The organism is Bacillus niameyensis (assembly GCF_001375535.1).
GTDB classification, from domain to species: domain Bacteria; phylum Bacillota; class Bacilli; order Bacillales; family Bacillaceae_C; genus Lederbergia; species Lederbergia niameyensis.
The window spans coordinates 4,628,156-4,644,391 of record NZ_LN831197.1; the positions used below are offsets into that span (position 1 = coordinate 4,628,156).

Consider the following 16,236-nt stretch of genomic DNA (forward strand, 5'->3'; position numbering starts at 1 on the left):
AGTTAATGTTTGAAAAGTGGAAAAATAATGGGTAAAGGAGCAGGAACTGTGATCACAAGTTTATTTTCCCAATATCCATGGTATGTATTATGGAGTCCCCTCTTCTTATTCTTATTGATCTTAATTTCTTGGCTGTATTATAAAAAAATATTAGCGTCTTCTTTATATAAAGTAAGCTTTCGTCATTACGGCTTTTTTTATGGAGCTATGCTTCTTTTATACATAGTTAAAGGAAGTCCTTTCAATTTAGTCGGAAAGGATTTTCTGTTTAGTGCTCACATTTTTGAATTAGCAACGATTCATTTTGCGATTATCCCTTTATTTATTCTGAGTGTTCCAGTGGAGTTATTACAAAAAATATTTTGGCACTACCGCCTTAGGAAAACAATAAAATGGTTTTCTTATCCTTGGGTAGCCGCTCTCATTTTTAACGGAGTATTGACCATTTATCTCGTACCAAAATTTTTCAACCAAATTCATGGACATTCTGTTTTATCTTTTATAAGCCAAACGATATTAGTTATTTCGGCTATCCTTATGTGGTGGACTATCATTGCTCCGTTAAAAGGAGTAGGGAAGTTTTCTTATTTTATACGTGTTTCTTATGTTTTTCTGAATTCCTTATTATTAATGCCAATGGGAATCTTTTTAATTCTTAGTATCCTTTATCCTCACTATACTGTTTACGATGCGTCTGGATATCGACTGTTTGGAGAAATGAATGGAATTAGTGATCAACAGCTTGGAGGCGCTCTTCTTAAAGCTTTACAACTGCTTGGTTATGGAACGGCACTTTTTTACTTAATTAGTCGTTGGGGGAAGGAAGAAGAGAAAGAAGATGAAAATATTCGTGTTGTCCAAGGGATTGTAATCCAGCTTCCAGAAAGAAAATAATTTTGAAACCATCATTAGAAAAACCGACCAAATGATTTGGTCGGTTTACGTGCCAGTCACCTATCTAGAAGTCGGGAATATTCTTTCGACTGTTTCTGTAAACTCATCGAAAAAGCCACTAATAGGATGACCGTTTTGGAAGTCATCACGGTATCCGCGCATGCGATCAACAAAGTCCGGGTTAGCCGAAACGAAAACATTGTCTAGACCTTTTTTCACTTTTCGTGTTTGGTCAGCAATTTTCTTTTCAACTTTTTGATTTAAGTCATCTCGGTTATTATTTAGTTTTACGGCAACATAAGCATTGTTGTTTGTCACAAAGACGTAAGCACGCTCGACTTCATCTAGCTTTGTTACTTCATCAGCTATGTCATCGGCTAAATCAACCTTATTGTCCCGATTTGTGTTGTTCGCATTAAGTCCATCATTATCACGAATATCGTTTCGTACATTCGTCCCCATTCCATCCCTGTTATTGCGGTATGTTAGGTCATTTCTTGAATCCCAGTCTACGTTGTTGCGTCCGTTTCCAGGCTCATAACGTACATCAAGTGGACCATTATTATCGTTCGCAAAGCGATCGTTATTATCATTATTTGCACCACATCCAACAAGCATGACGGAGACCAAACTTGCACATGCAAGTGGTTTAAGGAATTTCATTAAAAAACCTCCTTTTTATTCGTGATTCTTTTATATCATTCCAAAAGACTCAATTTTTATGCCTAAGATTTGTTATAATAGAGCAGTCGAACTTTTAATGTAAAAAACGCAATTAGGATAGAAAGAGTGATTCAATGTCCTGGATTAAAAAAATTATCGCCAAAATCATGTCAGATGAAGATCATGTTGAAGAATATGAAGCAATTAAAAAACCATCCGAGTCATCCAGACAGCAAATGGAAACAAGGATGACTTACCAATATCCAAAGGGACCGTTCCGCTTCCCTTTAATCCAAGATCCTCCTAAAAAAAGTCTAAATCCGAATAGGGAAAGGGATAGAACACAGCCTACACCTGTTCAAGAGCCATCACCAGTTGTAAAAATGGAGCGGAAAGTAGATAAAGAAAAAGAACGTGTAAAATACAATCAACCGTTTCGACCAACGACTATTCCTTCGCCTATATACGGTTACAAGCGACCGGAAAAACAAACGGAGGAATATGAACTACAAGAATCTTTTCTAAAAACTCAAGACCCTGTGAAGGATCAGCAAATGCCTGCGGAGATCGAGCTGAATTTTACTTTTGAAGCTGAAGAGCTTGATTCATCAGAAATCGCGAAACAACAAGTTTCTGCCAGTTTGGATGTTGAGCAACTAGCGGTGGAAGATATACGTGAAGACATAGAAGAAATTGTAGAGGATCATGAGGAATCGCGAGAACTGATGGAAGACTATGAAGTGTTCACATCTGAAGAGCAGGTGATTGTGGAAGAACGTGTTGATGTGGAGACTGAAATTGAACATGAAGAAGTCACCCATCGTCCTCCAGAATCATCGGAGGAGCGTCCAAAGCCAAGATCGCGATCTCAATTACCTTTTAATGTATTAATGTTGAAAAACGACCGAAAAAAGTGGGAGCTCAAGCAGTCAGCACAAAATAGTCAACAAGTGACTCAACAATCCGAAAGAAAAAGACAATCTAATATGAAAGAGGGCCATAAATCGGATTCTCAAATAGAGCAAAAGGCCGGATATCAATTTCCGCCAATAGAAATGCTGTATCCTCCTGTCATAAAACAGGAGAATACAGAATGGTTAAATGAACAACGAGAGCTTTTAAATGAAACCCTCGCTAATTTTAATGTGAATGCTCATGTAGTCCATGTAAGTCAAGGGCCATCTGTTACACGATTTGAGGTTCAACCTGAGCGTGGTGTCAAAGTTAATAAAATTACTAACCTAAGCGATGATATTAAGTTAAGCATGGCCGCAAAAGATATTCGGATTGAAGCACCTATTCCAGGGAAACGATCGGTTGGGATTGAAATCCCGAATCATAATAGCCGCCCTGTACAAATTAGTGAAATAATAGGAGATTCAACTTTTTCACAAAGCGATTCATTGCTTACAGCTGCTCTTGGTCTAGATATTTCTGGAACACCGATTGTTACAGATCTGCAGAAGATGCCTCACGGATTAATCGCTGGTGCAACAGGTTCAGGTAAAAGTGTTTGCGTGAACTCCATTTTAGTGAGCTTGCTTTATAAAGCAAAGCCTGAAGAACTTAAATTACTTTTAATCGATCCTAAAATGGTCGAATTAGCTCCATACAATCATATACCACATCTTGTAAGTCCTGTTATTACAGATGTGAAAGCTGCTACAGCCGCTCTAAAATGGGCTGTAGATGAAATGGAACGTCGTTATGAATTGTTTTCGCATGCAAGTGTACGAAATATTAGCCGTTTTAATGAATTAGCCGAATCCCAGGGAAGGTATAGTGAAAAACTTCCTTATATTGTCGTTGTCATTGATGAACTAGCCGATTTAATGATGATGGCACCTCATGATGTGGAAGAATCGATTTGCCGTATTGCCCAAAAAGCTCGTGCATGTGGAATTCATTTGCTTATTGCTACTCAGCGTCCATCTGTTGATGTAATTACCGGGCTGATCAAAGCTAACGTTCCAACGAGAATTGCTTTTTCCGTTTCATCCCAAGTTGATTCAAGAACAATTATCGATGTTAGTGGTGCAGAAAAGTTACTTGGTCGTGGTGATATGTTGTTTTTAGGCAGTGGTTCATCGAAACCAGTTCGGCTGCAAGGCACCTTTGTCTCAGATGAAGAGATTGATCGAGTTATTGAGCATGTCCGTTCCCAGGGAAAACCGAATTATTTGTTTGAACAAGAAGAACTTCTTAAAAAAGCACAAATCCAAGAAGACGAGGATGATCTTTATTTGGAGTCATGTGAATTTGTCGTTCAACAAGGAAGTGCATCCACTTCTTTATTACAACGTCAATTTCGAATCGGCTACAATCGCGCAGCTCGTTTAATTGACATGATGGAACAGCAAGGCGTTATCTCTGAAGCGAGGGGAAGTAAGCCTCGTGAGGTTCTGATGACTCAAGTAGAGCTTGAAGTTATGAGAGAGTAATGAATGTTGGGAAACGTATTCGACAAATTTTGCACATAGAAATACGAGCAGGTTCATGCTATAATATGGCAACATGCAAAATTGAAAAATAAGTGTTCCTTACATACAAGTGATCTGGCTGTTAGATAATAACGATAAAAGAATGTTTACGAAAAAGACGAATAGAAATTCGCTTTTACAAGCAGCAAAAGCCTGATTAGTTCAGTGGAATGAAAAAACAACGGCTTCTAACATAGAATGCCGAGCTTCAAAGTGGATTGTTAATTCAAATTTTATCCAATTGGAGTATTGTTTCATATGATGCAAATAGATAGACGAATGTTGGAGGTTCAAATATGACTATATACCATTTTGTAGGGATCAAAGGCTCGGGAATGAGCCCGCTCGCACAAATTCTTCATGATAAAGGTTATAAAGTGCAAGGGTCGGATGTGGAAAAATATTTTTTCACTCAAGTTCCTCTCGAAAAATCGAATATAAAAATTTTGCCATTTGATCGAAATAACGTGAAACAAGGAATGAAAATTATTGCAGGGAATGCATTTCCGGATACCCACGAAGAGATCGAGGAAGCGAATAAGTTGGGAATTCCTGTCGTTCGATATCATGCTTTTCTAGGTGAGTTTTTGAAGCAATTCACTAGCATTGCTGTAACTGGTTCTCATGGGAAAACATCAACAACGGGTCTTTTAGCTCATGTGATAGGCGGTGCTCAACCGACTTCTTATTTAATTGGTGACGGGACAGGGCACGGTGAAAGAGATGCTGAGTATTTTGTTTTTGAAGCATGTGAATATCGCCGGCATTTCCTTTCATATTATCCGGACTATGCCATTATGACCAATATTGATTTCGACCATCCTGATTATTTTTCCAACGTTGAGGATGTATTTTCTGCTTTTCAAGAAATGGCTATGCAGGTGAATAAAGCGATTGTTGCTTTTGGTGATGATGATTATTTACAAAAGCTTCAGGCAGAAGTCCCTATCCTGTATTATGGCTTTAAGGAAGAGAACGATTTTCAAGCACGGAATATGAAGACTTCTTCGAAGGGCACTAGTTTTGATGTCTATATAAGAAATAATTTTTATGCGAATTTTGAGATTCCTACTTTTGGGGATCATAATGTATTGAACGCTCTAGCTGTTATTGCACTTTGTCATTATGAGAATATTGATGTGCAAAATATTAAAGATCAGTTAATCACTTTCAAAGGCGTGAAGCGCCGGTTTACTGAGAAAAAGCTTGGTAACCAAATTTTAGTGGATGACTACGCTCATCACCCTGCTGAAATTAGGGCTACAATCCGGGCGACACGGAAAAAGTATCCACAGAAACAAGTGGTTGCTGTTTTTCAACCACATACATTTACGAGAACTCAAACATTTTTGCAAGATTTTGCGGAAAGTTTAAGTGAAGCTGATAAAGTATACTTATGCGATATATTTGGTTCTGCACGAGAAAACCATGGGAAATTAACGATTGCTGATTTGCAAGAGAAAATTGATGGAGCGGAAATTATTCACGAAGATGACACATCTCCACTTTTGCTAGCAAATGATGCGGTCATTCTTTTCATGGGTGCGGGAGATATTCAAAAATTTCAATTAGCTTACGAAAATTTGTTGGAAAAACAATTAAAAAAGGCTCAATAGTATCGAAACCCGGCATTTCATTTTTTAAACGCCGGGTTTTCGTTCTTTTTGAATAGTAAAAAGCGGAAATGGGAAATTTAATACAAATTACGACTTTTTTCATATATTTCGTTTTTTTGCAGGAAAATCATCTACTTTTGGAGAAGAGCAATGTGAAGAAACGTTTAGTTTCTTAATAGCCCGGGTAAAGAGTTGTACGTAGGAGGTGTTAGAAGAAATGATCATTATATTGTATGTAAGTGTTGCGATTATTGCAATTGCGTTTGTTTTCTTAGTAATTAGTATAGTTAAGACTTCTCGAGCTTTAGATGAAACAATGAATGAGGTGACCCATACGTTGGAGAGTGTCACAAAAACATTGGATAGTGTCTCCGTCACTTTAACTGGTCTTGAAAAACAGCTCCAAGGTGTAACAGGAGAGACGACGGCACTATTACATAAGACGAACAGTCTTGCCGAAGATATTCACGGAAAAGTGGAGAGGTTAAATACAGTTGTAGATGCCGTTCAAGGTGTTGGCGGAACGATTCAAGAGTTGAACCAATCTGTGAGGACAGTGACATCATCTATTTCGACAACATTAGTCAGAAATCAGGACAAGATTGCGCAAGTCGTTCAATGGAGTGCTGTTGCGAAGGAAGTTAAAGATAAATGGTTTGGCGAGAATAGAAAAAATGAGCCGAAGCGAAAGCAACGTCGCAGATCTTCTAATGATGTCATCCAAACTACTCAGCCGGACCATGATTAATTAAATAAATTAGAAGCAATCAGGGAGGAAGATGTAAAATGGCCAATAATCAAAATGGAAATAATAACAGTACAGGAAATTTTATGGCAGGTATTATTGTTGGAAGTATTGTTGGAGCAGCAACAGCCTTATTATTAGCACCAAAATCAGGTCGTGAACTTCGAAGCGACATTAATGACCAAGTAGGAACTATTAAAGAGAAATCCGGCGAATGGAAAGATTCCGTCATTGAAAAAAGCTCTGAATTTACTACAGCTGCCAAAGAAAAAACAGAACAATATTATCAAATTGCAGCAGATAAAGCGAGCGTTGTAAAGGAAAAAGCCGATCAATTACGCAATGTAGTAAAAGATAAGGCAGATGGCTGGAAAGAAACAGTTAATGAAGCTGGCGAAGTTATAGAAGAGCAATCCAACAATGAGCAAGCCCAAATAAGCACAGAAGCTGGACAACCTGTTAAATCAGATGCAAATGACGAATTAATTGAACAAAAATAAAAAAACAGTCGGGGAGATGTCCTCGACTGTTTTTTTTATAACAAATAAAATCCGACTTATTTAATCACAACAGGCCAAATAATTTCTAAGCGGTCCCCGTCTTTAATCGAGGAGTAAAACGTTGCTTCTTCATCATTAATTTTTAAAGAAAAGTTGCCAGATGCATTGTCCGGTTTTTCAACTGCTACATATTTGAAAATATCTTGAAAAATAAATCCCAAGCTTGGCTTTTGCTTATATTCAATTTTTTCTCCAAAGTGGATTTCTTCATCGAGATCAAGCTCCGTACCATTTCGATAATATTCTGCGGAGTTATTCGTCATTGTAATTTGTTCGTCATTGTAAAATACTGTAATCGACTTAGCAAGTGAATGCTGAAGTAAGGTTGCGAGATTGCGGACAGTAGGGATTAATTTTCGCACGATCGTCAACTCCAATTTATTTGGAAGAGAATGTGATCCCTTTACCTCTTTTCCGTTTAACCATATTTCTCCGGAAAAGTGAGGAAAAAACATTTCCTTGCCGTTCAACTTAATCATAAAAGGTTGAAGCAGAGAGGATAGCTCATTTAAATTTAAGGCTTTAAGCAATTCACTAATAGTTTCGGGAAAAGAAACTGAAATGTGATCCCCATCATCAATCCATTCATCAAGACTAGAACGTTTTCCATTTTTTGATATAGCTGTTTGAATTTCATATGGCTTACCATTAATAATCGCTGTTTTTTCAGGAATTTCGTCGATCAATTCTCTAATTTTAATTTTCGACTTTTCGCCGTCCTTACCATTTTGAATATGGATTTGGTCTCCATCTGAGATTGAATCTTCTAAACTGCATTCCACACCATTTTTTAGAATAACTGGTGGACCGCCGTATGTTCCAGGAATAGTCAGCGGCTGATCATTTAATGTAACAAACATAGCCATACCCGGTTTCCCATAAAGTTTACCGATTGAAATCCCTGCTGCTAGAAGACAGTCAGCAATAGTTAATTTTTTTACGGCAAACATATGGGTTAGCCGATCGTTGATTGTAAAACTGACATATTGAATGGGCGATTTACGTGCTGAGATTGCTATCCCAATAGGTGTAATGTTTTCTGGGCCGCCTGAAATATGTTCCGGAAATGTTAACCCTTGAATTGCATCAGCTCCCCGGATCGCGACCCGATTATCGGGAAGGTTTAATAACCGGGAAAGCCGGTTTGTTAATTCTGGCGTCATACTACCACCGCCAACGAGCATAACTGCCTTTGGTGATACACCGTTATTTAGTTCTATGATTTCGTTACGGATTTCTTCTGCTAGTTTATCAATAGCTGGAGAGATTTGGGTAACGACGTCCGATTTATTAATCTCAGTTTCAAATCCTAATATGTCTTGGACGATGATTTTATCATTTTGCCATAACTGTCTTTTTGCTTGTTCTGCGTCAGGAAAATCGAGCAAAAGTTCGTCACTCACAGCTTCAGTTATTTCATCGCCAGCGGTCGGAACCATACCATAGGCGATCACGGTTCCCTCATTCGTAATTGCGATGTCCGAAGTACCAGCTCCGATATCGACTAAAGCGACATTCAATCTGCGCATTGAGACAGGTACAAGTACGTTAATGGCTGCAATTGGTTCTAGTGTGAGGGCTTCTAACTCAAGACCAGCCCTTTTCAGAGCATTAATTAAAGAGTCGACAACGGTTCTAGGTAAAAATGTTGCAATGATTTCAACAGAAGCTACATCACCTTGTTGGTCGATGAGATTCCCAATCATTTCTCCGTCAATAAAATAATGAAGGACAGAGTAGCCAACACAATAATATGTATGAAAATGGTCAGTCGCTTGTTTTTTTGCAGCTGTCGTTTGAGCATCTTGAACAGCTGTTAATTCCAAGAATAGAATATCTTCCTGGGTGAGCAACGGTTTTTCTGCAATTGATACTTCAGCCTTTGCTCTCTCTGTTTTTAGTGATCTTCCTGCTGCCGCAACACAAACTTTGGATAACGGACCGTGTTGCCTTTCTAAAGTAGTTTTCACTTCGGATATAATTTCTGCAACAGCGACGATATCGTGAATTTGCCCATCTTGCATTGCTCGAGCTTTATGTTCTTTTACCGTTAAGTCGACAACCTTATATTGCTCTCCAGATTGTTCGAGAATAAGACCGACGACAGAGCGGGTGCCTATATCTAAAGCAAAGATTCTTTCATTATTCATCACTTCACCTACTCTTTGTTATATTCAATGGCTGCACCTAGCAAACGTACTATTCAACTATGATCAAAGAAGGTTGATTCAGCTTTTGTGTCTAACATAGATCTGTTACCGCGTTTCATTAGAAAAACTTTAAGTTTTTACTTCGCTAGACAGGTGCTTACGCTTTTTTTACTATATGCTGTATATAACATTATTATATTTTATGATTTTCTGCTATTATTAGAAATGTACCATAACATCTAATGGAAGAGAAGACAGCTGGAATAATGTTTGTTTTGTTGTGAAATAATTCACGAAAAATTAGAATTTTTTACTAAGAGATTTCTATCGAGCAGGAACCCCTCAATGAACGATATTTCGCTTCTTTATTAGCGATTTCGTTGCTAGCGTATGATATGATGGAAATATATATGTAAAAATGGATTATTTATCTGCTTTTTGTTGAAAATGTATTAGAGGAGTGTGAAAATCAATGAACGTAACAATATATGACGTTGCGAGAGAAGCAAACGTATCAATGGCCACCGTTTCCAGAGTAGTAAATGGTAACCCTAATGTAAAACCAGCAACTAGAAAAAAAGTAATGGAAGTTATTCAAAGACTAGAATACAGACCGAATGCAGTAGCACGTGGTTTGGCTAGTAAAAAGACAACAACTGTAGGTGTGATTATTCCTGATATTTCCAGTATCTTTTATGCGGAGCTTGCTAGGGGAATAGAAGATATAGCAACAATGTATAAATACAATATTATTCTTAGTAATTCAGATCAGAACTTAGATAAAGAGTTACGTCTTCTTAACACAATGTTAGGTAAACAAGTGGACGGTATTGTGTTTATGGGTGGACATATTACAGAAACCCATATCGATGAATTTAAACGTTCTCCTGTTCCGATTGTTCTGGCAGGATCTGTTGATCAATCAGGAGTGGTGCCATCAGTAAATATTGATTATCGCCAAGCTACTGAAGACGCAGTTTCGTCTTTGATTGAGAAAGGGCATAAGAAACTAGGTCTTATGATTGGTCCGTTGAACAACCCTATTAATCAAATGCAGAAATTGGTTGGTTACAAAAATGCATTAGAAAAAGCGGGTATCGAATTTAATGAGGACTATGTCATTGAGGGTGACGAGACCTATGAATCGGGTTATGAAACTTGGGAAGCTTTCAGTAAGATGGAAGAGCGACCATCAGCAATTGTTGCTGGTAATGATGATATGGCTATTGGCATTATGAATGGTGCTCAGGATGAGGGCTTATCACTTCCAAATGATTTAGAAATTATATCTTCCGATAACACAAAACTAGCTATTATGGTAAGACCGCAATTATCATCGATTGTTCAACCGCTTTATGATATTGGAGCAGTTGCGATGAGATTGTTAACGAAATATATGAACAAGGAAAATGTAGAAGAAGGCTCTGTAGTTCTACCACATCGTATCGAATATAGAGGAACAACAAAATAGATGCCTGATTAGCTATAAAGAAGAAAAACGGGTCTACCTTTAATGCCCGTTTTTCTTCTTTATTTGTTTTTGTTGTTGCCGAACAAAATAGAGAGCACGTTCCGTTATCTGCCGATTTTTTTCCTCAATTTCTTGTCTGCGGGGAATCGGCTCATACATATTGGCAGGGTCTTCCCATTGATCAATTAATGGTACTGGGGATTTCTCCTCCCATTTTTCAATCCAATTTTTTGGAAGGGAGCCGCTAATAGTCGATTGACCCGTCATTTCTAGCCAGATTAAAGCCCAAGCCCTTGGAACGACTCTCCAAATATCGTAACCTCCACCACCTACAGCTATCCATTTTCCACCACAATATTGATGAGCAATTTCATGTGCTAGTTTAGGAATCATTCGATATGTATTCATCGTTGTGGAAAGATGGGTTAAAGGATCAAAATAATGAGCATCAGCTCCATTTTGAGTTAAAATGACATCTGGTCTAAAATATTCGGCAATCTCTTTAAATGCTGTCGTATACGCTTCTAGAAAGGAATCATCCTCTGTAAAAGCGTCAAGTGGGATGTTGAAACTATATCCATATCCTTGTCCTTGTCCCCATTCATTTATATTACCTGTACCTGGAAATAAATACCGACCGGTTTCATGGATGGACAATGTGCAAACAGAATCATCGTCATAAAAAGAGGCCTGTACTCCGTCACCATGATGAGCATCTGTATCAACATATAAAACTTTAGCTCCGTATTTTTGCCTTATATGCTGGATGGCGACAGCGCTATCATTATAAATGCAAAAACCTGATGCTTTTCCTCTGAAACCGTGATGAAGACCGCCGCCTAAATGAAGGGCGTGCTCTGCTTTCCCTTGCATGACGTAATCTACTGCTGTTAATGTGCCGCCAACAAGTTGTGCACTCGCTTCATGCATATTTTTGAAAATAGGAGTATCTTCAGTGCCAACGCCAAAACTTTCAGCTTCATCTGCAGATAACATGCCATTCCCAGCCTTTTTAATGGCCTCAATATAGCTGCGTTCATGATTCAAAAGGAGTTCTTCATCTGTTGCGATTCTAGGTGGAATGATATCCTCTGGCGCAATCGCATTTAATTTCTTTAACAAATCTAATGTTAGAAGTAACCGTTGTTGATTAAAAGGATGATGCTCAGAAAAACGGTACGTTAATAACTTGTCGGAATAGATGAAAATTGAATTTTTCATTGATTAGTCCCTGGCATACTTGGCCATAGTACGTTAAGTCTCTCATTTTTCAAAGCTAGCACAAGTTTAGTAGTATTCATCGTAGCTACTCTGAAAACGAGGATTTTATGTCGTTCACTCATGGGGTCCGGATAGACGAGGACACTGTGAACATTGACATTTAATTTATTGAAAACCCCTGTCACTTCATAAAGAACCCCTTTTCGATTCTCTACCTTTATTTCAATCTGAGACCCGGGTTGGTTTGCTCCAGTTAGTTCAACTAGAGTATGCAGTAAATCAGTTCCAGTTATAATTCCAACAAGTTTTCCATTTCTTACAATAGGTAAACAGCCAATTTTATGATCATAGAAAATAAGGGCTACTTCTTCAACAAAATCGAGTGGATGTCCTGTAATGACATCTGTTATCATAATTGAGGACACTGGCAATTCCAATTGTTCCTGGGCTTTATCTCCTTCTATTAATAGAGGAGTCGCTGCCTTTAGATCTCGCTCAGTTACAATCCCAACTACTCTTTCTTCATTATTCACGATCGGCAGATGGCGAATGTCACACTGACGCATTATTTGGATTGCCGCTCTAATTGTTTCGTCGGGACGAAGAGTGATAACATCTTTATTCATAATTTGTTCTACAAGCAAATTCGTCAACTCCTATGAAAGAGATCAATACATAAAACGATTTACAAAGCGAATACTATCAAATTTTTGAACAGATTCAGGATCAACCCTTTTGCCAACTTTGACCATTAGACAATTGGCGGGATGTGAAGTGATTTCAGGGTCATCTGTGGCATACCATACTAAACCGCCTGAGTTCATCATTTTCTCCATAATTTTTCGGTAATCCCAAACATTTAAGCCTGTTCCTTTTAAATCCCAGTGCCAATAATATTCTGTCGTAATAATAATGTAATTTTCCATGAAATCATCCATCATGGATACTTTTAACAAAGCTTTCCCAACCCCGCTACTACGGAATTTAGGGATTACCTCAATAGCCCCAAGTTCGATTAAGTTTTCCATATTTCCCTGTGACCATCTTTCAAGTGGGTCAGGATAAAGAAAAGTGACATATCCGACTACTTCGTTATCAGCTCGTGCAACGATAATTCTTCCTTCTGGAAGGTCAGCGATTTCTACCAATGCTTCATGCTGTTGTTTAGCGGGTCTGAAAGCGACTAAATCCTCATGGAAATTCAAAGACTTTAGTTGTTCGCCAGAGATTGGGCCTTCAATTAATAGATTTCCATTTCTCGTTTGCAATTCTAATGAATGGTATGTTTTGATGTGTTCCAAGCTTCAACCCTCTTTTCATGCCTACTTATTAGCTAGTTTAAGAGTATACAGAAAAAAATATTTACTCGCTTTATTTTTAAAATTGAGAAAGGTAGCTTTTTATATTATAATATAAAACATAAATTCCAGTAAGCCTAATATTTTCTTACTGGTAGAGTTTATAGACGTTAAAAAACTTAATGGCGTCTGTGCAATCTGAGAGAAAAGGGGAGTTACGTAATATGGATTTGAAAGCGTTGCCAGCGGTTCAGGGAGACTATAATTTGCAGAACTACGATGAAAGCTATGCTAATTTTGATTGGGCTGAAACAGAAAAAAACTTTTCGTGGTTTGAAACAGGCCGAGTCAATATGGCTTATGAAGCAATTGATCGCCACGTAGAGACATCCAGAAAAAATAAAGTGGCTCTTTTTTTCCGTGATGATTCCAGGGAAGAGAAGTATACATTCCGGGATATGAAAGTCATGTCTAACAAGGCAGGGAATGTATTAAAAAGCTACGGAAATGTGGTAAAAGGCGATCGAGTTTTTATTTTTATGCCTCGTTCTCCTGAATTGTATTTTGCTACTCTCGGTGCCATTAAGCTCGGAGCGATTGTAGGGCCTTTATTCGAAGCGTTTATGGAGGGAGCTGTTCGCGACCGTTTAGAAGATAGTCAAGCGAAAGTTCTTGTTACAACTCCTGAATTACTTAGTAGAGTTCCAGTTGCCGAGTTACCTAATTTAAAGCATATTTTTCTAGTTGGAGAAAATGTGGAAGAAAAGGATCAGTATATTGATTTTAATAAACGATTAGCAGAAGCTAGTAAAGACCTCGACATTGAGTGGGTTGACCGGGAAGATGGGTTAATTCTTCATTACACATCTGGTTCAACAGGAAGACCTAAAGGAGTTCTTCATGTTCATAATGCGATGATTCAACATTATCAGACAGCATGTTTCGTCCATGATTTGAAAGAAGAGGATATTTATTGGTGTACGGCTGACCCAGGCTGGGTAACGGGAACATCCTACGGAATCTTTGGACCATGGCTTACAGGATCATCTAATGTCATTGTTGGTGGACGTTTCAAACCGGAGACATGGTATCAAACATTAGAAGACTTTGGTGTAACTGTCTGGTACAGCGCCCCAACGGCGTTCCGGATGTTAATGGGTGCAGGGGATGAACTAGTGAAGCAATTTGATCTATCCGAACTGCGCCACGTATTAAGTGTTGGTGAGCCACTAAATCCAGAAGTGATTCGCTGGGGGATAAAAGTGTTTAATAAACGCATTCATGATTCCTGGTGGATGACAGAAACAGGAGCAATCTTAATTACGAATTATCCATGCTTAGACATTAAGCCTGGGTCGATGGGTAAGCCAATTCCGGGAGTTGAAGCTGCTATTGTTGATAATCAAGGGAACATTCTTCCTCCAAATCGGATGGGGAACCTTGCTATTAAAAAAGGGTGGCCGTCGATGATGCGTACTGTCTGGAATAATCAAGAAAAATACGAATCATATTTTCTACCAGGCGATTGGTATGTATCAGGTGATTCTGCGTATATGGATGAAGATGGCTATTTCTTCTTCCAAGGCCGTGTCGATGATGTAATTATGACTTCTGGTGAGCGTGTCGGTCCTTTTGAAGTTGAAAGTAAAATTCTTGAGCACCCAGCTGTTGCTGAAGCAGGTGTCATTGGTAAACCAGATCCCGTTCGTGGAGAAATAATTAAAGCCTTCGTTGCGTTATTGGACGGTTATGAGCCAACTGATGAATTAAAAGAGGATATTAGGCAGTTTGTAAAACTTGGCTTAGCTGCCCATGCAGCCCCAAGGGAAATTGAGTTCCGTGATAAGCTGCCAAAAACTCGTAGTGGGAAAATCATGCGCCGTGTTCTTAAAGCATGGGAATTGAATTTACCTACAGGGGATCTATCGACAATGGAAGATTAATCATAAAAGGAAATCAGCCTTCCATAAGGGAATGGCTGATTTCTTTGACTTTGTTAACTTGGACTGTTGCATATTGTTGATTGCGATTAAGGTTCTACTCTAAGAGAAAAAGCGAGAAGAGATATTTCCTCCACTTGCTTTTTTTAATGTTTAGGAAATGATAAAATTTTAGCGTGTGGATAAGTTCTAACAGAAGGGTTTGTCGCCCAGCTCCAGCGCCTAGCGACTAGCAAATTTACGTCTTCTTCCTACGATAAGTCAACATCGGCTCATGCTTCGCCGTGTTTCCTTTATCTCAGGCCAACAGGATGTTGGTCAGAACGGCGTTGCGCCAGGACGGCGCGTTTTTAGCCGTTCATCCTTATTATTTAAATTTGTACGTCGCTAAACAGGCGCTTGCGCTTTTGTTCTGTTTATTCGTCTTTTGGCTTTTCTTTTTCTGGTTGTTTGTTTTCTTTTTGATCCTTGTCTTTATTAGGTTGATTATTTTTGCCTTCTTCTTTCTGACCATTGTTTGTTTGTTCTTTTTCAGAATCATTAGGCTTAGTTACTTCGGTTGATTCCTCTTCCTTTTTTTCTTCTTCGCCTACTTGGTTCGAAGGTTGGGATTCTTTTCCAGCCACATCGACGGCTACTACATAGAATTTCCCTTTGCCAACTTTATGGGCAAATGTTTCATCAGAAACAATCGAGGCAATCTTTTTACCAGCTTCGCTATAGACACGATAGCCAACAACATCTTTACTTGAAGAAGCACTCCATTTAATTGTGTCACCCGCTAAACTAGCTTTAACAGCAGCTGGTGCTTTTCCGTCATCTTCTAGCTTTGCATCAGCAACAATTAAATTCTTCCATCCAGAATTTTGCGGAATGAGTTGTGAATAGTCACGAACTAAGCCAAGGGTCATCTGTTTTAAAAATTCTGGGTTGACTACAAGACCTTCTTTAGTAAATTCTTTTGGAGTAGAAGATAGCGCACTATATTTTTTTCCGTTTGCAAGGATATAACGACCACCAGGGCTTAAGCTATCATCTGTTTTACTAGGAACGTATTTAGCATTGAAAATATCTGTTCGAACAAGCCCAGCCTTTTGACAAGATTCCGATGGTAACATGCCAGAAGAGGCACAATAGGAACGACTAACGATTCCGCCAGGCATTTTGAACCTTTCGCCTGATTTAACAATTTCAGGTT

At 38.5% G+C, this 16,236-nt stretch carries 12 protein-coding genes and 1 pseudogene; 7 read left to right on the plus strand and 6 right to left on the minus strand.

The window, feature by feature from the left end; all coding sequences use genetic code 11:
- The first annotated feature begins 27 nt into the window (after positions 1–27).
- Positions 28–894: a cytochrome c oxidase assembly protein gene (locus tag BN1243_RS21205; RefSeq protein WP_062110186.1), complete on the plus strand. Its 867-nt coding sequence runs from the start codon at positions 28–30 to the stop codon at positions 892–894.
- 60 nt (positions 895–954) lie between these two features.
- On the opposite strand, the gene BN1243_RS21210 is transcribed toward BN1243_RS21205, so the two are convergent.
- The gene (locus tag BN1243_RS21210; RefSeq protein WP_062110188.1) at positions 955–1,557 is read right to left on the minus strand and encodes a YhcN/YlaJ family sporulation lipoprotein; all 603 of its coding nucleotides are present in this window, start codon (positions 1,555–1,557) and stop codon (positions 955–957) included.
- Positions 1,558–1,691: 134 nt separating this feature from the next.
- On the opposite strand from BN1243_RS21210, the gene BN1243_RS21215 reads away from it, so the two are divergent.
- The 4 genes from BN1243_RS21215 (at position 1,692) to BN1243_RS21230 (ending at position 6,898) form a co-directional block, all read left to right on the plus strand.
- Positions 1,692–3,998 carry a DNA translocase FtsK gene (locus BN1243_RS21215; protein WP_062110190.1) on the plus strand — a complete coding sequence of 769 codons (2,307 nt, stop codon included), beginning with the start codon at positions 1,692–1,694 and terminating at the stop codon, positions 3,996–3,998.
- A gap of 335 nt (positions 3,999–4,333) precedes the next feature.
- Positions 4,334–5,653, plus strand: a complete 1,320-nt coding sequence (gene murC / locus BN1243_RS21220; protein WP_062110191.1) for a UDP-N-acetylmuramate--L-alanine ligase — start codon at positions 4,334–4,336, stop codon at positions 5,651–5,653.
- A gap of 217 nt (positions 5,654–5,870) precedes the next feature.
- A complete protein-coding gene (locus BN1243_RS21225; RefSeq protein ID WP_062110194.1) occupies positions 5,871–6,401 on the plus strand; it encodes a DUF948 domain-containing protein in 531 nt (176 codons plus the stop codon).
- A gap of 38 nt (positions 6,402–6,439) precedes the next feature.
- On the plus strand, positions 6,440–6,898 hold the full coding sequence (locus BN1243_RS21230) for a YtxH domain-containing protein (protein ID WP_062110195.1): 459 nt from the start codon (positions 6,440–6,442) through the stop codon (positions 6,896–6,898).
- Between the two features lie 56 nt (positions 6,899–6,954).
- On the opposite strand, the gene BN1243_RS21235 is transcribed toward BN1243_RS21230, so the two are convergent.
- Positions 6,955–9,108, minus strand: a complete 2,154-nt coding sequence (locus BN1243_RS21235; protein ID WP_062110198.1) for a cell division protein FtsA — start codon at positions 9,106–9,108, stop codon at positions 6,955–6,957.
- Between the two features lie 472 nt (positions 9,109–9,580).
- Here BN1243_RS21235 and ccpA point away from each other — a divergent pair, with 472 nt between their 5' ends.
- Entirely contained in the window at positions 9,581–10,579 is a 999-nt protein-coding gene (ccpA, locus tag BN1243_RS21240; protein WP_062110200.1) for a catabolite control protein A, read from the plus strand.
- A 39-nt stretch (positions 10,580–10,618) separates the two neighbouring features.
- Here ccpA and BN1243_RS21245 read toward each other — a convergent pair whose 3' ends face one another.
- From BN1243_RS21245 to BN1243_RS21255, 3 genes are read right to left on the minus strand one after another with little or no spacing between them, the layout of a single operon-like run.
- Complete coding sequence (locus tag BN1243_RS21245) at positions 10,619–11,800, minus strand: acetoin utilization protein AcuC (protein WP_062110202.1); 1,182 nt, start codon at positions 11,798–11,800, stop codon at positions 10,619–10,621.
- Positions 11,797–12,444, minus strand: a complete 648-nt coding sequence (locus BN1243_RS21250) for a CBS and ACT domain-containing protein (RefSeq protein WP_062110204.1) — start codon at positions 12,442–12,444, stop codon at positions 11,797–11,799. Before BN1243_RS21250 ends, BN1243_RS21245 begins: the two co-directional genes overlap by 4 nt.
- 24 nt (positions 12,445–12,468) lie before the next feature.
- Positions 12,469–13,101, minus strand: coding sequence for a GNAT family N-acetyltransferase (locus BN1243_RS21255; protein WP_062110205.1), 633 nt, complete (start codon positions 13,099–13,101; stop codon positions 12,469–12,471).
- Between the two features lie 221 nt (positions 13,102–13,322).
- Here BN1243_RS21255 and acsA point away from each other — a divergent pair, with 221 nt between their 5' ends.
- Entirely contained in the window at positions 13,323–15,041 is a 1,719-nt protein-coding gene (gene acsA / locus BN1243_RS21260; protein WP_062110207.1) for an acetate--CoA ligase, read from the plus strand.
- Between the two features lie 413 nt (positions 15,042–15,454).
- Here acsA and BN1243_RS21265 read toward each other — a convergent pair.
- Positions 15,455–16,236: pseudogene (locus BN1243_RS21265) on the minus strand (transglycosylase domain-containing protein); the annotation flags it as partial.